This window comes from Metabacillus sp. 22489 (assembly GCF_052044855.1).
GTDB classification, from domain to species: Bacteria; Bacillota; Bacilli; order Bacillales; family Bacillaceae; genus Metabacillus; species Metabacillus niabensis.
Genome location: NZ_JBQENT010000073.1, coordinates 1 through 15,094 on the forward strand (window position 1 = coordinate 1; position 15,094 = coordinate 15,094).

The 15,094-nt window shown below is 34.1% G+C and carries 12 protein-coding genes, 10 tRNA genes and 1 rRNA gene; 1 reads left to right on the plus strand and 22 read right to left on the minus strand.

What is annotated here, in order from left to right:
- Positions 1–886 precede the first annotated feature (886 nt).
- Complete coding sequence (locus ACTJJ9_RS25000) at positions 887–1,867, plus strand: type II toxin-antitoxin system PemK/MazF family toxin (RefSeq protein ID WP_145584839.1); 981 nt, start codon at positions 887–889, stop codon at positions 1,865–1,867.
- Positions 1,868–2,196: 329 nt separating this feature from the next.
- On the opposite strand, the gene ACTJJ9_RS25005 is transcribed toward ACTJJ9_RS25000, so the two are convergent.
- From ACTJJ9_RS25005 to rrf, 22 genes are all read right to left on the minus strand, one after another.
- On the minus strand, positions 2,197–3,939 hold the full coding sequence (locus tag ACTJJ9_RS25005) for a DUF2326 domain-containing protein (RefSeq protein WP_145584837.1): 1,743 nt from the start codon (positions 3,937–3,939) through the stop codon (positions 2,197–2,199).
- Positions 3,930–4,181: an ABC-three component system middle component 6 gene (locus ACTJJ9_RS25010; protein WP_145584835.1), complete on the minus strand. Its 252-nt coding sequence runs from the start codon at positions 4,179–4,181 to the stop codon at positions 3,930–3,932. Before ACTJJ9_RS25010 ends, ACTJJ9_RS25005 begins: the two co-directional genes overlap by 10 nt.
- Entirely contained in the window at positions 4,181–4,990 is an 810-nt protein-coding gene (locus ACTJJ9_RS25015; RefSeq protein WP_145584833.1) for an ABC-three component system protein, read from the minus strand. The genes ACTJJ9_RS25010 and ACTJJ9_RS25015 overlap by 1 nt, the downstream gene beginning before the upstream one ends.
- A gap of 15 nt (positions 4,991–5,005) precedes the next feature.
- A complete protein-coding gene (locus ACTJJ9_RS25020) occupies positions 5,006–5,143 on the minus strand; it encodes a hypothetical protein (RefSeq protein WP_186324321.1) in 138 nt (45 codons plus the stop codon).
- 417 nt (positions 5,144–5,560) lie between these two features.
- Complete coding sequence (locus ACTJJ9_RS25025; protein ID WP_145584831.1) at positions 5,561–6,055, minus strand: hypothetical protein; 495 nt, start codon at positions 6,053–6,055, stop codon at positions 5,561–5,563.
- 236 nt (positions 6,056–6,291) lie between these two features.
- The gene (gene glmS / locus ACTJJ9_RS25030) at positions 6,292–8,094 is read right to left on the minus strand and encodes a glutamine--fructose-6-phosphate transaminase (isomerizing) (protein WP_095303203.1); all 1,803 of its coding nucleotides are present in this window, start codon (positions 8,092–8,094) and stop codon (positions 6,292–6,294) included.
- Positions 8,095–8,540: 446 nt separating this feature from the next.
- On the minus strand, positions 8,541–9,887 hold the full coding sequence (gene glmM, locus ACTJJ9_RS25035; protein WP_145584827.1) for a phosphoglucosamine mutase: 1,347 nt from the start codon (positions 9,885–9,887) through the stop codon (positions 8,541–8,543).
- Positions 9,888–9,900: 13 nt separating this feature from the next.
- Positions 9,901–11,163: a CdaR family protein gene (locus ACTJJ9_RS25040; protein WP_095303205.1), complete on the minus strand. Its 1,263-nt coding sequence runs from the start codon at positions 11,161–11,163 to the stop codon at positions 9,901–9,903.
- Positions 11,156–11,977 carry a diadenylate cyclase CdaA gene (cdaA, locus tag ACTJJ9_RS25045; protein ID WP_095303206.1) on the minus strand — a complete coding sequence of 274 codons (822 nt, stop codon included), beginning with the start codon at positions 11,975–11,977 and terminating at the stop codon, positions 11,156–11,158. The genes ACTJJ9_RS25040 and cdaA overlap by 8 nt, the downstream gene beginning before the upstream one ends.
- Positions 11,978–12,169: 192 nt before the next feature.
- Positions 12,170–12,781, minus strand: a complete 612-nt coding sequence (gene rsiW, locus ACTJJ9_RS25050; RefSeq protein WP_095303207.1) for an anti-sigma-W factor RsiW — start codon at positions 12,779–12,781, stop codon at positions 12,170–12,172.
- Positions 12,782–12,794: 13 nt separating this feature from the next.
- A complete protein-coding gene (gene sigW / locus ACTJJ9_RS25055; RefSeq protein WP_095303208.1) occupies positions 12,795–13,358 on the minus strand; it encodes an RNA polymerase sigma factor SigW in 564 nt (187 codons plus the stop codon).
- A gap of 405 nt (positions 13,359–13,763) precedes the next feature.
- A tRNA-Ala gene (locus tag ACTJJ9_RS25060) sits at positions 13,764–13,839 on the minus strand.
- Positions 13,840–13,858: 19 nt separating this feature from the next.
- Positions 13,859–13,933, minus strand: a tRNA-Gly gene (locus ACTJJ9_RS25065).
- Positions 13,934–13,938: 5 nt separating this feature from the next.
- Positions 13,939–14,011 (minus strand) — tRNA-Lys (locus tag ACTJJ9_RS25070).
- A 6-nt stretch (positions 14,012–14,017) separates the two neighbouring features.
- Positions 14,018–14,092 (minus strand) — tRNA-Gln (locus tag ACTJJ9_RS25075).
- A 164-nt stretch (positions 14,093–14,256) separates the two neighbouring features.
- Positions 14,257–14,340 (minus strand) — tRNA-Tyr (locus tag ACTJJ9_RS25080).
- Between the two features lie 13 nt (positions 14,341–14,353).
- Positions 14,354–14,426 (minus strand) — tRNA-Thr (locus ACTJJ9_RS25085).
- 189 nt (positions 14,427–14,615) lie between these two features.
- Positions 14,616–14,691, minus strand: a tRNA-Val gene (locus tag ACTJJ9_RS25090).
- 33 nt (positions 14,692–14,724) lie between these two features.
- Positions 14,725–14,799, minus strand: a tRNA-Glu gene (locus ACTJJ9_RS25095).
- A 17-nt stretch (positions 14,800–14,816) separates the two neighbouring features.
- Positions 14,817–14,889: transfer RNA gene (locus ACTJJ9_RS25100), tRNA-Thr, on the minus strand.
- Between the two features lie 2 nt (positions 14,890–14,891).
- A tRNA-Asn gene (locus ACTJJ9_RS25105) sits at positions 14,892–14,966 on the minus strand.
- 11 nt (positions 14,967–14,977) lie between these two features.
- Positions 14,978–15,093 (minus strand): 5S ribosomal RNA (rrf, locus tag ACTJJ9_RS25110).
- Position 15,094 lies beyond the last annotated feature (1 nt).

Consider the following 15,094-nt stretch of genomic DNA (forward strand, 5'->3'; position numbering starts at 1 on the left):
AATTAATGTAGTGGGACTTGGGGTGACTGGCAAGTCTTTTTTTATGCACCTATCAAATAAAGTGCAGGACTTTGCATTTTTCTCTTGCAAAGGTCTGCACTTCTATTTTGCAATACACACCCAATGGAGAATTTTACTTTTTTTGAATATATATAAAAATATAAAAAAGGACTAAAAAATTTAATTCTAGGGGATAACTTTTTCAATTCCTTTTATTTTTTCTGGTTGTTTATAAACAATATAGTTCTATATTTCTAACGTATATATACAACATTTTTGTAAATTTTTGTTGAATATCATCATAAAGTGTTAAGCACATAAGACCAATACCATCTTATAGATTTGTTCGTTAACTCAATGGCTTCCTTATTCTATAAGTGAACCAGCATTTAAAGAAGTATCTAAAAGAATGCACAAAGAGGGATTTACTTTTTCACAATGACATTCTTAATAGTTATCAGAATCGTTCAAAGTGGTGGATAAACCGATTTAATGGTGTGGCTATAAAATAGCTCTGCCATTATTTGAGTTGGTTTCAATTTCAAAACCAAATAAGTCACTAAAATGACTCTATACAACTGATAGTAAGATGAATGTTGAAGCGGCTTATTCTCAACAGATGCCACCTATAATAAACTTGGACTATCATAATTTTCCAAATGGGTAAAAATCCGGAGTAACGGATATAGTTGGCAATAAAATATTAAATTGCATAGGTTGTTCTTCAAACAAGTTTAATCTAAATTAATAAAATATTATTGTTCAATTAACCTACCCGTTAGTTAAAAGAAAAACGCTACTTTGAATCAACAAATCCACAAGCTTACAACTCATATGATTCTAAATAATAAAAACTTGTCGAATTCTACCCCTTTTATCGTATTTTATGTATAATTATTACCATAAAAGGGTAAAGGGGGAGATTGTTATCTCAATTAGCCAGACAGATAAAAACAATTTAGAAAGTCTTAAGAAGCATAGAATTAAAAAACATAAAAAAATGAAAAATAATACAGTAACTAAACCGCATTTAGCCTCTGTATTAAATGCAACTACTCAATTAGTAGAGGAAAGTAAGCTCAAAAATGGAATTCCCCATTTAATATTTCAAGATTTGTGGAATGAATATAGTTTGTTTGGGCCACAGTATGATAGTTATGATAAAGGATTACCCACGAGAGATTATAAAAGAGGAGAAAAAGTTTCTATTGACTTTGGTGTAGGACTGGACCGCGAACTTGCCTTTCCGCACCCAGCTATAGTTCTTTATAACTTTGAACGGATGTTAATCGTTGTTCCTACTACCTCTGATGATGGTAATATTTTGGGATCTGATATGAATCCAGCAATAATTAAGTGTCAAGGAGATGGAAGGATTTTTTTAAATGATACTCTTATAAATCTTCATCATATACGGGGAATATCTAAAAATAGAGTTAGATCTTATCTGAACTGTAATGTTAAAGACTACATAGTTAATCCAACTGAGGTAGGTAAAGTAAATCTTCGTTATGGATTTAATTTCTTATCTTCGACTAATTCAAATTTATTAGATCTTATAGATGCTCAGTTAGGTTGGCTTGTTTCGCCTTTTGTTTCCCAGGGTGTTAAAGATATAAATAAAAAATTAAATGGTGAACTTAGAATTAATTCAGAATTAGATGAAAAGCTAAAAGAACAACTTAAGGTTAACTCTGAATTAGATGAAAAGCTAAAAGAACAACTTAAAATCAGCTCTGAATTAGATGAAAAGCTAAAAGAACAACTTAAGATCAGCTCTGAGTTAAATAAAAAGTTAAAAGAGCAACTTAAAATTAACTCTGAATTAGAAAAAAATTATGCTGAAGCAATAAAAGCTCCTCTATAATTATTGACAGTAATTTCTAATGGATATATAATTTAATTAAGTTGAAACTATAACAGCCCACCTTATTTTGAGGGAGTGGCAACCTACTAATATTTAGCCACTTAGTTTCTAAGTAGTGCTAACCTAACGAAAAAGTCATTATCCAATTGGGTAGTGATTTTTTCTTTTTATTCAGCTCTTTAAATACTATGTCATTAAAAAAGACTATAACCATTACAGTAACCTTTTAGACTTAAAATGCACAGTAAAAAAAGAAAAGAGCATCTTCACATAAAATTGACGCACTTCCTAACTTTAGTAGTGCGTCTGAGTTGTTTAAAGAACCTTCTTTATTTGTCATATGGTAAATCTATTGTCATACCTAATAGTTTATCTTCATCTGATTTATCAGTCAGTGTTAGAATTGTATTCTGATCTATTAATTTTTTATAATGTTGATATTCTTCTTCATTTGTAACATCTCTAATAGTAGAAATCATATCTTCATTAATTGATGAGATATATTGAATTTTCCCATTCTTTGTTTCCTCATCAACTATTTTTAGTAAAGATAACCTCTGTCTCGGATCCATATTAGAAAATAGTCTACTATCGTGGAAAAGAAAGTTAACATTATGTTTTTTTAGCTTTAATAAAGTCATATCAAAACAGAAAATACACACTTCACTTATTCCGTCAGAAGAATCTCCAGTAATTTTTGCATTAATATCAAATCTTATCTGATTAAGACCATCGTTTATTTTAATATCTAAACCGCTTGCTTTATTCTTATAAAAAGCCTTTGAATAGTACCTAAAGGTGGCCATTATATCTTCAAGCATCTCTTTATGTTCTTTTAAATATTTACTGGCTTCTAATTTTTGTTTTTCTATATCTATATTAGCCTGTGCAGCTCTATCATCATAAGTTTCTATTAAATTCTTATAATCCGTTGCCTTTTCTAATTTATTTCTTAAGGTATTTAATTTAGTATATAATGCATTATACTCTTCAAGGGCACCATATCCTCCAAGAAACTTCATTTTTTTATCTAATTCAATACCTTTTGCAATTATTTCTGCCTGTAAATCTTCTTTAGCCTTTTCAAAAGTTTCTTTCTGCTTTTCCAACCGTTCTTTTCTGTTTAAGAGTAATTTATTATGAAAATCAGTAACTTCATTGAGTTTCTTTTTAACTTTGTCTTCAAAGAGTAATTTGGCTTCACCATACATTTCAATTATCTTATCTAATTCAATTTCAGGTTTTATACTTATGCTTTTCTCTATTTTTCTAATTGAATTTTCACTAAGGCTAATTTTATTTCTAATTTCCCTTATCTCATATGAAAGGATATCAGCTTCTTCTTGAATATTCCGATAGTTTTCTGCAACTTTAAATTCTTTTACTTTATTCTCTAATTCCTTTACTTCGTCTTTTAAATCAATTATTTCAAAATCTAAATCCTCATTACCAATAAAGTACTCTTTTAGTATTGGGTCTTTCTCCACTATTTTTTTATTTTTATCCAATTCATCAATGCTCTTTTTTAATAACATCTTTGTTTCAATTAGATTAACATCTAAACCTAATAAAAATGCATTGTTTATTAGTTTTGCATAGTCTGTTTCCTTATCTTGATACTTATCATATTTCGTATAACTTGACTTATTTCTCCTTATAAAACGTGAAATTAAACTTCTAAATGTGAGATACTTAATTTTATTATCCTTTTCAAAACAAAATACTTTCTCCAATAAAAGATCTGTATATTTTCCAACGCTGACCTTTTTACCATTTAATATTACATTATTTTGTTCAGAACAATTTCTAGAGACAATATATTCTTCTCCATTTAGGTTAAATTCTAAAGTAAAAATCCAGCCCTCTAAGTTTTCCTTAAAAACATCAATTTTCTTACTACCTAAACAAAAATGAATTAGTTCAATAGCTAACGACTTTCCAACCCCATTATAGGTATTTTTCAAATCCTTCTCTTCTGGATTCTCTCTTTTCCCAACAATAAAGTTTAGTCCATCTTTAAAGTAAATTGTATGGAAGCCTGGATTATTTGCACTAAGCTTTCTTAAATACATTTTATAAGACCTCCATTCTCATTAATATCTATAACACCTATTGTAAATAAATAATCTAATGAGATTATAAACTTATCAAAGGAATAATTATCAATTATTTTATCCTTACGATTTTTACCCATTAATTTTTCCCATAATTCATCTATACCTATTGACTTATGATTATGAAGTAAACTAAGGATTATTGCCCCCATAGCAAATATAGATTCTGATAACTTTATGTGTTTTTGAGGTAGAATCATTATTTTTCAACCTCCTCTAAGATAGGCTGTTCAAATATATCACAACTTTCAAAGTAAAATGCCATTAAGCATTCCGTTGCTTGTTGTATAGAATTGTTACTGTTTTTAGGCATACATTTATCTAATATATACATATACCTTCGATCTGAAAAATTCACTTCGCCTTCCTTAATTATTTTTTTGGACTCGTCATATAAGTCAACAAATTTATTCTTTACCTCATCTCTAAGAAAGTCTCCTTGATATTTAAAATATGTTTCAACATCACCATAGTTGATTGCTGCTGCATCTAATCTTCTCTCGATGATTTTACTTAAGCTATTGAATTTTATTTTCTCATTAAAATCTGGAACAAATAAATCATCCTCTATATAGTTTTTTGAAGGGAGATTTAAAATATGTTGTATTATGTCATTTAAACAATCATAATCCACGTTATAAATTGAATATGTTCTCGGTATTAAACCGACAATCGCTATTATATCGTCTTCATTTAATTCAAATAATATATTTTCTAAGTTCCTCGCTACAATTAATCCTGTTTTTATTTTTCTACTCTCCCCAAGAGTATCTATAATATCTTGTAGCTTTAATAATTTTTTATGTACTTCTACGTAGGCACCTTTATACTTATCATTTACCACATAATTGAATTCCTTAATTTCTACAACATCTGACCACTTATTTATAAGCCCTTCAAAGTCTTCCTCTAGTTTAGAAATAGCATTATCAATACTATTTGATATATTTTCAGGCCCATAAACTTGGTAAAATTGACCGTTTTCTAAAATATACCCGTCATTTTTCATATCTCCTAATCTACCTTAAGGTTTTACTGCTCTGAAGTCTTTATGCCTATACCCCATAATTTTTGTAAATAGATCTTCAAAATTTTGGCCATCACTTGAATATATTTTATTCTGAAACATTATTCTTGCTAGATATTTATCATCTCTATCCATAAATAGAATTCTCCTTATAAAGATATCTATGAATATTTTACATTATTATCCTAATATTAACACCTACTTATTCTCACCCCTCTCATACAAAATAGCCATTTTCAAGTATAACAGTAATTAAAAAAAGCCTGGTTTTATAGAGCCAGGCCATTATAATGGCAGTTTCTGTTAAATAAGTAATTGTTCAACTGTATAATTTGTTTAATTAATTTTACTTCGATAAAGGAAGGAAATGTACATATATTTTACTTCTATGAAAATCCATTGCCGTCAGTTAAGAACTAAGCTTTCATTGTCCTCCTGAGTATCTCAAAAGTTCGGCATTCATTAAAAAATTAGCTGAGGAGCATCTTATACTAATTACAGTCCCTCAAGTTCAAAAGTAACGAATAAAGGTTTAATTAATGCATTTATTCTTTATTCCCTATTAAAGGTAATGTTAAGAAACTCATCTATAGTCCGTAACCTCTTTCCAGTTACATCTTTGTCATTATGTGCACAGGCACTAATTAGCTTTTGAAAAATACTTTTTAATGTTCTCGTATTTATTTCATCTAAATTCTCGGGTTTTAAATTTTTGGGTAATGCTACATCAGTAGTTGCTCTCAAAAATAACTGCCTCCAAGTAACAGATTTTTTTCCCTTTCTTGCATAAAGGAGTGAGTCAGTTATTCCATTATCGTACATTTGATCTAAGGCATACATATAAGAATTATGATTTTGGAATGAAATCTTTATTGTTTCCTCACTGAGAAACTTTTCGAGTTGGATTTTAAAATCTGCTCTTCTAAGTCGTTCATTCTTTAAATATTTTATATGGTATTCATAAGCAGTTTTCTCAAAAAAAATATAGTCGTTCTCGCTCATATTTTTTATTGTTCTAATTAAATTATCTACATAGTCCACATACAAAATTAGCTCACCAATCCTTTACTATAAAAAGGACCCAAACTAATTTAAGTTGGGGTCCTTGTTTGATGTAGCTCTTAGTTTTTTACAGATGTCCATTTTATCTTTTTTTCAACAAGGAATGCTATCATCTGAACGTTTTTTTTCCATATGAACGGATTTTTTTCTTGTGAACGATATTTTTCCTTATGAATGACTTTTTTCCATACATACAAATAAAGCTTTCACTGCGTTTCTTCTTACTCTACCGTAACACTCTTAGCAAGATTACGTGGTTTATCAACATCACAGCCACGGTGTAATGCTGCGTAGTAAGAAATAAGTTGAAGTGGTACAACAGCAACTAATGGAGCTAACTCGGCTTGAATACTTGGAAGAACGAAACGGTCATCCTCTTCTTCAAGACCCTTCATAGAAATGATACATGGGTTTGCCCCACGTGCAACAACTTCTTTTACGTTACCGCGAATGCTTAAGTTAACATGCTCTTGAGTTGATAGAGCGATGATTGGTGTTCCATTTTCAATTAAGGCAATTGTTCCGTGCTTAAGCTCGCCTCCAGCGAAACCTTCAGCTTGAATATAAGAAATTTCTTTTAACTTCAATGCACCTTCAAGGCCGACATAATAGTCAACAGAACGACCGATAAAGAAGGCATTTCTTGTTGTTGATAAATATTCCGTAGCAATTGCTTCCATTTCTTCTTTTTGACCACAAAGAACATCCATAGCATTTGCGATAATACCTAGTTCTTTTGTTAAGTCAAATTCTAAAGATTGACCTTTTCCATTCGCTGCTACAGCCGCTAAAATTGATAATACAGCTAATTGTGCAGTGTATGCCTTTGTTGAAGCAACGGCAATTTCAGGACCAGCATGTAAAAGCATAGTGAAATCAGCTTCACGTGATAAAGTAGATCCTGGAACGTTTGTAATTGTTAATGCCTTATGACCAAGCTCTTTAATTTGTACAAGAACTGCACGGCTATCTGCTGTTTCACCACTTTGTGAAATAAAGATAAATAATGGTTTAGCAGAAAGTAATGGCATATTGTATGAGAATTCACTTGCGATATGAACCTCAACTGGGATTTTCGCCCAACCTTCAATAAATTGTTTTCCTACTAATCCAGCATGATAGCTTGTTCCTGCTGCAATGATATAAATACGGTCTGAACTATTGACAGCATCGATAATTTCTTTATCAACTGTTAATCCACCATTTTCATTGCGATACTTTTCAACGATTCGTCTAATAACGACTGGTTGCTCGTCAATTTCTTTCAACATGTAATGAGGATATGTGCCCTTTTCAATGTCGCTTGCGTCAAGCTCAGCTTTGTAAGGAGCACGTTCAATCACATTTCCTTGTAAATCTTTAATTGTAACAGATGTACGTTCAACGAAGACCATCTCTTTGTCCATAATCTCCAAGTATTGGTCTGTAACATGTAACATTGCCATTGCATCAGAAGCTACAACATTAAACTCATCACCAAGACCTACAAGAAGTGGACTTTTGTTTTTTGCTACATAAATCATATCAGGGTTTTGCTCATCTAATAATGCGATCGCATAAGATCCCTTTAAGATTGATAACGTTTGACGGAACGCTTCCTCAACCTCTAATCCTTTTGCAACAAATTGATCAATAACTTGAACAACAACTTCTGTATCTGTATCACTAGTTAATTGAACATCTTGTAAATATTCACGTTTTAAAATCGCGTAGTTTTCGATAACACCATTATGAACAATCGTAAAACGACTAGAAGCACTTTGATGTGGATGTGCATTGACACGACTTGGCACACCATGTGTTGCCCAACGTGTATGACCAATTCCAGTATGAGCTTCTACCTTCTCATCTACGATCTCACGAAGCTCTGCAATACGGCCTTTTTCTTTAAACGTATGCACTCCATCTTTATTCATTACAGCGATTCCTGCTGAATCATATCCACGATACTCTAATTTTTCTAAACCTTTTAATAAAATATCCTTAGAGTCTTGTTGTCCAATAAATCCTACTATTCCGCACATATACGTTTCCTCCCATTGGTGTTCCAAGGGACAGGACGTCATTTAATCGGAGACATTCACTGTCCCCTCACACATGTTTATCATTATTTTTTGGAAGGCTACGTTTTTCCCTTTGTACAAAAAGTTGCCTCTTTGGTTTAAGGAAAAACTTACGGCTGTAACCAACAACCGGGAGGCATCCGCCGAAATTTCGATAACCTCCATCCTCGTCAACTAAGTTTTTTACGTTCACTTAGTTCAGGCGCTTTAATTATTAATAATAATCTAACCTACTACCCACCTTTCTATTTACAAAAATACAAATTTAATGATACAACAGAACAAATTACTTCGTCAATGACTTTTCCAACCTAAACATTTTTTGTTAAGAACTCTTAACACAATTAACATATGATCATACAAAATAACTTGTTAATAAAAAAGGCGGGAATCCCCGCCCTTTCACATTATTCTAATCCCATCTCAGCCTTTACTACAGAAACAATTCGGTCTACATATTCACGACATAATTCTTCTGTTGGTGCCTCAGCCATTACACGTACTAATGGCTCTGTACCAGATGGACGAACTAAAATACGGCCATTGCCATCCATCTCTTTTTCAACCTCTTCAATGACTGCCTTTACCTTTTCATTTTCTGTTACACGGTGTTTATCAGTTACTTTTACATTGATCAATAATTGTGGATATTTTTTCATTTCATTTGCTAATTCTGATAACTTTTTGCCTGTACGTTTCATAATATTAACTAGCTGTAATCCAGTTAATAATCCATCACCGGTTGTATTATAATCTAAGAAAATAATATGTCCCGATTGCTCGCCACCAAGGTTATAATCATTTGCTTTCATTTCCTCGACAACGTAGCGGTCGCCAACTGCAGTTGGTACACTCTTAATTTCATATTCCTCAAGTGCCTTATAAAAGCCTAGGTTACTCATTACAGTTGAAACTACTGTGTTTTTCTTAAGGCGACCTTCACTGTTTAAGAATTTAGCACAAATATACATAATTTGGTCACCATCAACAATGTCACCATTTTCGTCTACTGCAATCAAACGGTCACCATCTCCATCAAAAGCAAGACCAATATCGGCATTCTTTTCCTTTAAAAAGGATGCCAATGCCTCAGGATGTGTTGAACCTACCCCGTCATTAATATTTAAACCATTAGGTGAAGTCCCCATCGTTGAAACATCCGCTTCTAAGTCTGCAAATAAATGAGTAGCTAATGATGAAGTTGCTCCATGAGCACAATCTAGCGCAATATGAATACCAGTAAAATCTTCATCCACTGTCTGTTTTAAAAATTGAAGATATTTTTGACCACCTTCGAAGTAATCATTTACTTGCCCTAAATGTTCCCCAATAGGTCTTGGTAAAGTATCTTCTTCTTGATCCATTAACGCTTCAATTTCGTTCTCTTGCTCATCTGAAAGTTTAAAACCATCTGGTCCAAAGTATTTTATTCCATTATCCTGAACTGGATTATGGGAAGCTGATATCATAACACCAGCTTGAGCTCCTAGTGCCTTCGTTAAATATGCAACACCTGGTGTTGAAATAACGCCTAAACGCATAACTTCAGCGCCAATAGATAGCAAACCAGCTACAAGAGCTCCTTCTAACATATGCCCTGAAATACGAGTGTCACGACCGATTATCACCTTTGGTCTTTCTGTATCTTTCGTTAAAACATATCCACCAAATCGGCCAATTTTAAATGCTAATTCCGGTGTTAGTTCACTATTCGCAACTCCGCGTACACCATCTGTTCCAAAATACTTTCCCATTGGTTTCGCTCCTTTATTCCACGCCTTGTGAGGCTGAAGATATTTTCACTTTTACTTTTTTCTTTTGTAATGACCACGTGATGTTTTGCGGACCATTTACCTTCACTTCCACTTCATGCTCTCCATCACTTAGGTCTGTTAGATCGACATATAGCTCTACATCAGATTCTTTTATATCCTTTATAACATTAGGTGCTCCTAGTATTGTTACATCCATTTCACCAGTTTCTGGGTCAAGAAATTCTACTGTCTTTCCATCTGTTAAGCTAACCGCATTAATCGGCTGATCTGAAAACACCTTTTCTTCCTGTTCATCTACATTAATTTCTAATTTTACCTTTTCGGGTGTCACTTTCGTTACTCCCTCTGGTAATGGCACATCTACCTCTAAAACAGTATCCTTTGTTATCTTGCTTAAATCGACAGTTATGCCATCAATGAATTCAAGCTTATTGATAACATCCTCTGGACCAAAAACAGTAATTTCCTTAGTTTCAGATTCGATACTTGATATGCTCAAGCCTTCCTTCAACTCGCCCTCCCTAATAATTTTAAACGGTAAATCTCTGCTCGGGCTTTTAATCGGAACTGTAACATCAACAACGGATGGCTCCACTTCAACAGGTATTACTTCTCCTTCTCTATCATAAACAGTTATCGTTGACTCTCGATTAATCGTTTCATTTCCACCTTGAAGGTCCACTTTAGCTTTAACACTTGAGATTTCCTCAATAATATCCTCTGATGCGGTTATTTGAATACTTTTTGGACTTACTATCGGCTTATCTGACAGGTAGCCTTCTTCTAATTGATTTTCATTTAAAAGATCTACCCCTACTTCAAAGTCCTTTGTAACCTTTTCCTCTATTGTAACTGTGATTACCGAAGGCTTAATGCTAACCTTTAAATCATCAGCAATATCCTTATATTGAAGCCTTACTTGGTGTGTACCAATCGATAGATTTGATAAATCGGCATATACCTCGAAATCTCTTAGCTGTCTTGCCTTTGTTATAGAAGCTGTTGCTCCCTGTAAATTAACTTCAACTGACTCTGGTATTCCCGTTACAACTAGGTTTTCTTGATCAAAGTATGGGATGACAGGTACATCTGTGACAGTAGTCTCATCTGAAAATACGGTCGTCGATGCCCCAGCATTTGATGCACCTTGTTTATCTTCTGAGTTAGATTCTATGTTAACAGAAGCATATAACATCAATGCCAAAAATAGCGCTATGATTCTCATTACCCAACGATTATCAAATAGCTTATCCATTTTTCTTTCCCCTCCATTGCCAACGGTTTGAGGAAACAGTTTTTGTTGTTGAAACTAACTCTCTTTCTAATATTTCCCTTAAATTTTCCTGTGATAAATTGCGGTGAAGCTCACCATTTCTAGCTACAGATACATTTCCTGTCTCTTCAGAAACAATGATTGTAAGACTATCCGTTACCTCACTTATTCCTAACGCAGCTCGATGTCTTGTACCAAGTTCCTTCGAGATAAATGGACTCTCAGAAAGAGGTAAATAACATGCCGCTGCAGCAATTTGATTTTTTTGAATAATCACAGCACCGTCATGTAGCGGTGTATTAGGAATAAAAATATTTATTAGCAACTCTGAGGAAATCAATGAATTTAATGGAATCCCCGTCTCGATATAGTCACCCATTCCTGTCTCTTTCTCAATTGTCATCAAAGCACCGATTCGTCGCTTTGCCATGTAATCTGTTGCTTTCACGATTGCTTCTACAGTAACTTCTAAACTGTCTTCTCCAGGTAAACCACCTCGAGAAAATAATCGCCCTCTACCTAGCTGTTCTAACGCTCTGCGCAGCTCTGGTTGGAAAATGATAATAATGGCTAGAAATCCCCATGTTAGTGCTTGGTCCATCAACCATTGTAATGTTTTTAACCCCAAGTAATGACTTAACATGCGGACTACGATTATTACTGTAATTCCTTTTAATAGCTGTACAGCCTTAGTTCCCCTTGCAACCATAATTAATTTATAAATAACATACCATACAAGGAGAATATCAACAGCTATGCCGAGGTAATGTAATACTGGTATGTCCTCATATCCCATTCACTCGTCCTCCATGAGTTTCACTCTTTATATGTAGAAAAAGCACAATCAAAATAAGGATATTAGATAGCAAATAGCTTTATTATCTAATGAATTATTTCTTCCTGTACTATATTTTAAATTACATGCATCTTATTATATCATTAGTAAAATAAAAAAGTAAAAAAGGCCACCAAATGATGACCTGGATTTTTAGCTAAAAACATTTATGACATCTTTAGAAATTGATTTTATATGGTACCATAACCACTCAAACATCTCATCAACTTCCTCAATATCCCCTGTCACTTGCCCTGCTGAGGCTAAATATTTTTCTCCGTTTATAACTGTTACGTCTCCTTCAATTTTCCCCTCGATCAAGAGAGTTCCATTTTTAACAGTTACATCTCCCTTAACAACCTCTCCTTCAGGGACAGTCACTTTGCTATTCTCTACCACAAGATTAGATTGTTTTGAAACACTAAAGTGTTTATCTTCGTTCCATGCTGAAAACAAACTACCAGTCATCAGAAGGACAAACAATGAAGCTGCTGCCAATAATGGATGACCCTTTAACCAGCGATTCCAAGAAACTCTTTTCTTCTCTTTAGGAAGTTTGTTCATTACAGCCTGTGTAAAATCCATCGGAGCTTCAATATGGGATGTACTTTGAACAAGGGCAACAGCCTTTTCAAGCTCATGGAAATGTTGTGAGCAATCTTTACAAGTGTGTAAATGTTCTTTTAGCTTCTCTTCCTCTACACTAGTTAGCTCTTGATCCATGTATCTATGCAAAAGCTGAACATTTTCTGAAGAACAGCTCATATATCTCACCTCATTATAAATGCCTTAATTGCTTCCTTAATGCTTCTCGTCCTCTATGAATCCTCGTTTTCACTGTCCCTACTGGAATATCTAATATATCGCTAATCTCCTTAAGTGGAAGCTCATCAATATATTTAAGGACGATAACAGTACGATATTTATCAGGAAGCTTTAAGATTTCATTTTGTATCGTATTTTGAAGCTCCATTGTTTCAAGTTCATCTTCTGGTAAAACTACATCTGCTGCAACTTGCGAATACATTGTTAAGCCATCAGTACCAGACACTTCTGCATCTAAATAATAATCAGGCTTCTTTTTTCGTATTCTGTCAATTGAAAGGTTTGTTGCAATTCTGTATAACCAAGTAGAAAACTTTTTATTCATATCATAAGTATGAATATTAACATATGCACGAATAAAAGCCTCCTGAGCAATGTCCTCTGCCTCATGTGCATTACCAAGCATCCGATAGCATAATTGGTAGATTTTATCTTTATAAAGATCTACAATTTCAGCAAATGCATTCTGGTCGCCTTTTCTTACCTGTTTAATTCGTTTCTTTACTAACGTTTCCATTTTCCATACCTCCGCACTCTGCGGGTCTCTTTATATACGTTTAGAAATTCATTTGGTTTCAATATTTTTTTATTTTTTTCAATCTGTTTTAGTACAGTTTATATTAAACAAAGAAATGTTCATTTCCCAATTTGTTTTAAAATGTCTTTTATTAAAAAATATCGAATAGTTCCATTTTAGCAAATTTTGGTGTATATAGGGAACCTTTTTATGATAACTAAACATTATAAAGAGAAAAATGATCGGAAGAAAATTACTAAGTCAAAACACCAGAACATTATTGGTAGACATAGTATATGAAAGAATACTTATTCATTTGCATTTCATCAAAATATTTAAAGACAAATAAAAAAACCATAAACTATCATTATGGTTTGAATGTCATGTTGTAATTAAATTTAATTATGGTGGAGCCTAGCGGGATCGAACCGCTGACCTCCTGCGTGCAAAGCAGGCGCTCTCCCAGCTGAGCTAAGGCCCCGATATTAAGAAGTAGTTTTTGGAGCGGAAGACGGGATTCGAACCCGCGACCCCCACCTTGGCAAGGTGGTGTTCTACCACTGAACTACTTCCGCAAAAATGAGCCATGAAGGACTCGAACCTTCGACCCTCTGATTAAAAGTCAGATGCTCTACCAACTGAGCTAATGGCTCTAAAAATGGCTGGGCTAGCTGGATTCGAACCAACGAATGACGGAGTCAAAGTCCGTTGCCTTACCACTTGGCTATAGCCCATTAATATCTCTTTTGAAAATGTCAATTATTAACTAGTTATGTAAAACTTATTATAAACACATTTATAAATATTATTCATAACTGTCTTTAAACAAAATCAAAGACAAACAATTTACAAAATGGCTCCCATTTTCTCGTCGTTTATCTAATTATGAATATTTAAATGGTGGAGGGGGGCAGATTCGAACTGCCGAACCCGAAGGAGCGGATTTACAGTCCGCCGCGTTTAGCCACTTCGCTACCCCTCCATGGATGAAACAGTGCCGGCGAGAGGACTTGAACCCCCAACCTACTGATTACAAGTCAGTTGCTCTACCAATTGAGCTACACCGGCATATTAAGTAAAAAGGACAATATAGTATTCATTTCAAACCAGTCACCCAAATCTCAGTAGGGTTAATCAAGCAGCAGCTCGATTTGTGTGCTGAAGCACAGCTACGAAGCTTATTCGATCGTGCTCTACCAATTGAGCTACACCGGCATTTTAAGTATATAAAGTTATTTATTTCTCAACAAATATATATGGTGGAGGATGACGGGATCGAACCGCCGACCCTCTGCTTGTAAGGCAGATGCTCTCCCACCTGAGCTAATCCTCCATAGTAGAATTATAATATTCAAATGTTATAAAATGGTGACCCGTACGGGATTCGAACCCGTGTTACCGCCGTGAAAGGGCGGTGTCTTAACCGCTTGACCAACGGGCCAATTACTTTTTTCTCTAAGCTTCCAACCGGGCTCGAACCGGTGACCTCTTCCTTACCATGGAAGTGCTCTACCAACTGAGCTATGGAAGCAATGGCTCCGCAGGTAGGATTCGAACCTACGACCGATCGGTTAACAGCCGATAGCTCTACCACTGAGCTACTGCGGAATAATGCAATTACCTGGCAACGTCCTACTCTCACAGGGGGAGTCCCCCAACTACCATCGGCGCTGAAGAGCTTAACTTCCGTGTTCGGCATGGGAACGGGTGTGACCTCTTCGCCATCGTCACCAGAT

What these genes read in the sequence shown, in the direction of transcription:
- sigW (WP_095303208.1), bottom strand. Translation starts at nt 13,358, where the DNA reads ATGGAAACGTTAGTAAAGAAACGAATTAAACAGGTAAGAAAAGGCGAC.
- cdaA (WP_095303206.1), bottom strand. Translation starts at nt 11,977, where the DNA reads ATGGGATATGAGGACATACCAGTATTACATTACCTCGGCATAGCTGTT.
- ACTJJ9_RS25010 (WP_145584835.1), bottom strand. Translation starts at nt 4,181, where the DNA reads ATGATTCTACCTCAAAAACACATAAAGTTATCAGAATCTATATTTGCT.
- ACTJJ9_RS25005 (WP_145584837.1), bottom strand. Translation starts at nt 3,939, where the DNA reads ATGTATTTAAGAAAGCTTAGTGCAAATAATCCAGGCTTCCATACAATT.
- ACTJJ9_RS25020 (WP_186324321.1), bottom strand. Translation starts at nt 5,143, where the DNA reads ATGGATAGAGATGATAAATATCTAGCAAGAATAATGTTTCAGAATAAA.
- glmS (WP_095303203.1), bottom strand. Translation starts at nt 8,094, where the DNA reads ATGTGCGGAATAGTAGGATTTATTGGACAACAAGACTCTAAGGATATT.
- glmM (WP_145584827.1), bottom strand. Translation starts at nt 9,887, where the DNA reads ATGGGAAAGTATTTTGGAACAGATGGTGTACGCGGAGTTGCGAATAGT.
- rsiW (WP_095303207.1), bottom strand. Translation starts at nt 12,781, where the DNA reads ATGAGCTGTTCTTCAGAAAATGTTCAGCTTTTGCATAGATACATGGAT.
- ACTJJ9_RS25015 (WP_145584833.1), bottom strand. Translation starts at nt 4,990, where the DNA reads ATGAAAAATGACGGGTATATTTTAGAAAACGGTCAATTTTACCAAGTT.
- ACTJJ9_RS25040 (WP_095303205.1), bottom strand. Translation starts at nt 11,163, where the DNA reads ATGGATAAGCTATTTGATAATCGTTGGGTAATGAGAATCATAGCGCTA.
- ACTJJ9_RS25000 (WP_145584839.1), top strand. Translation starts at nt 887, where the DNA reads ATGTATAATTATTACCATAAAAGGGTAAAGGGGGAGATTGTTATCTCA.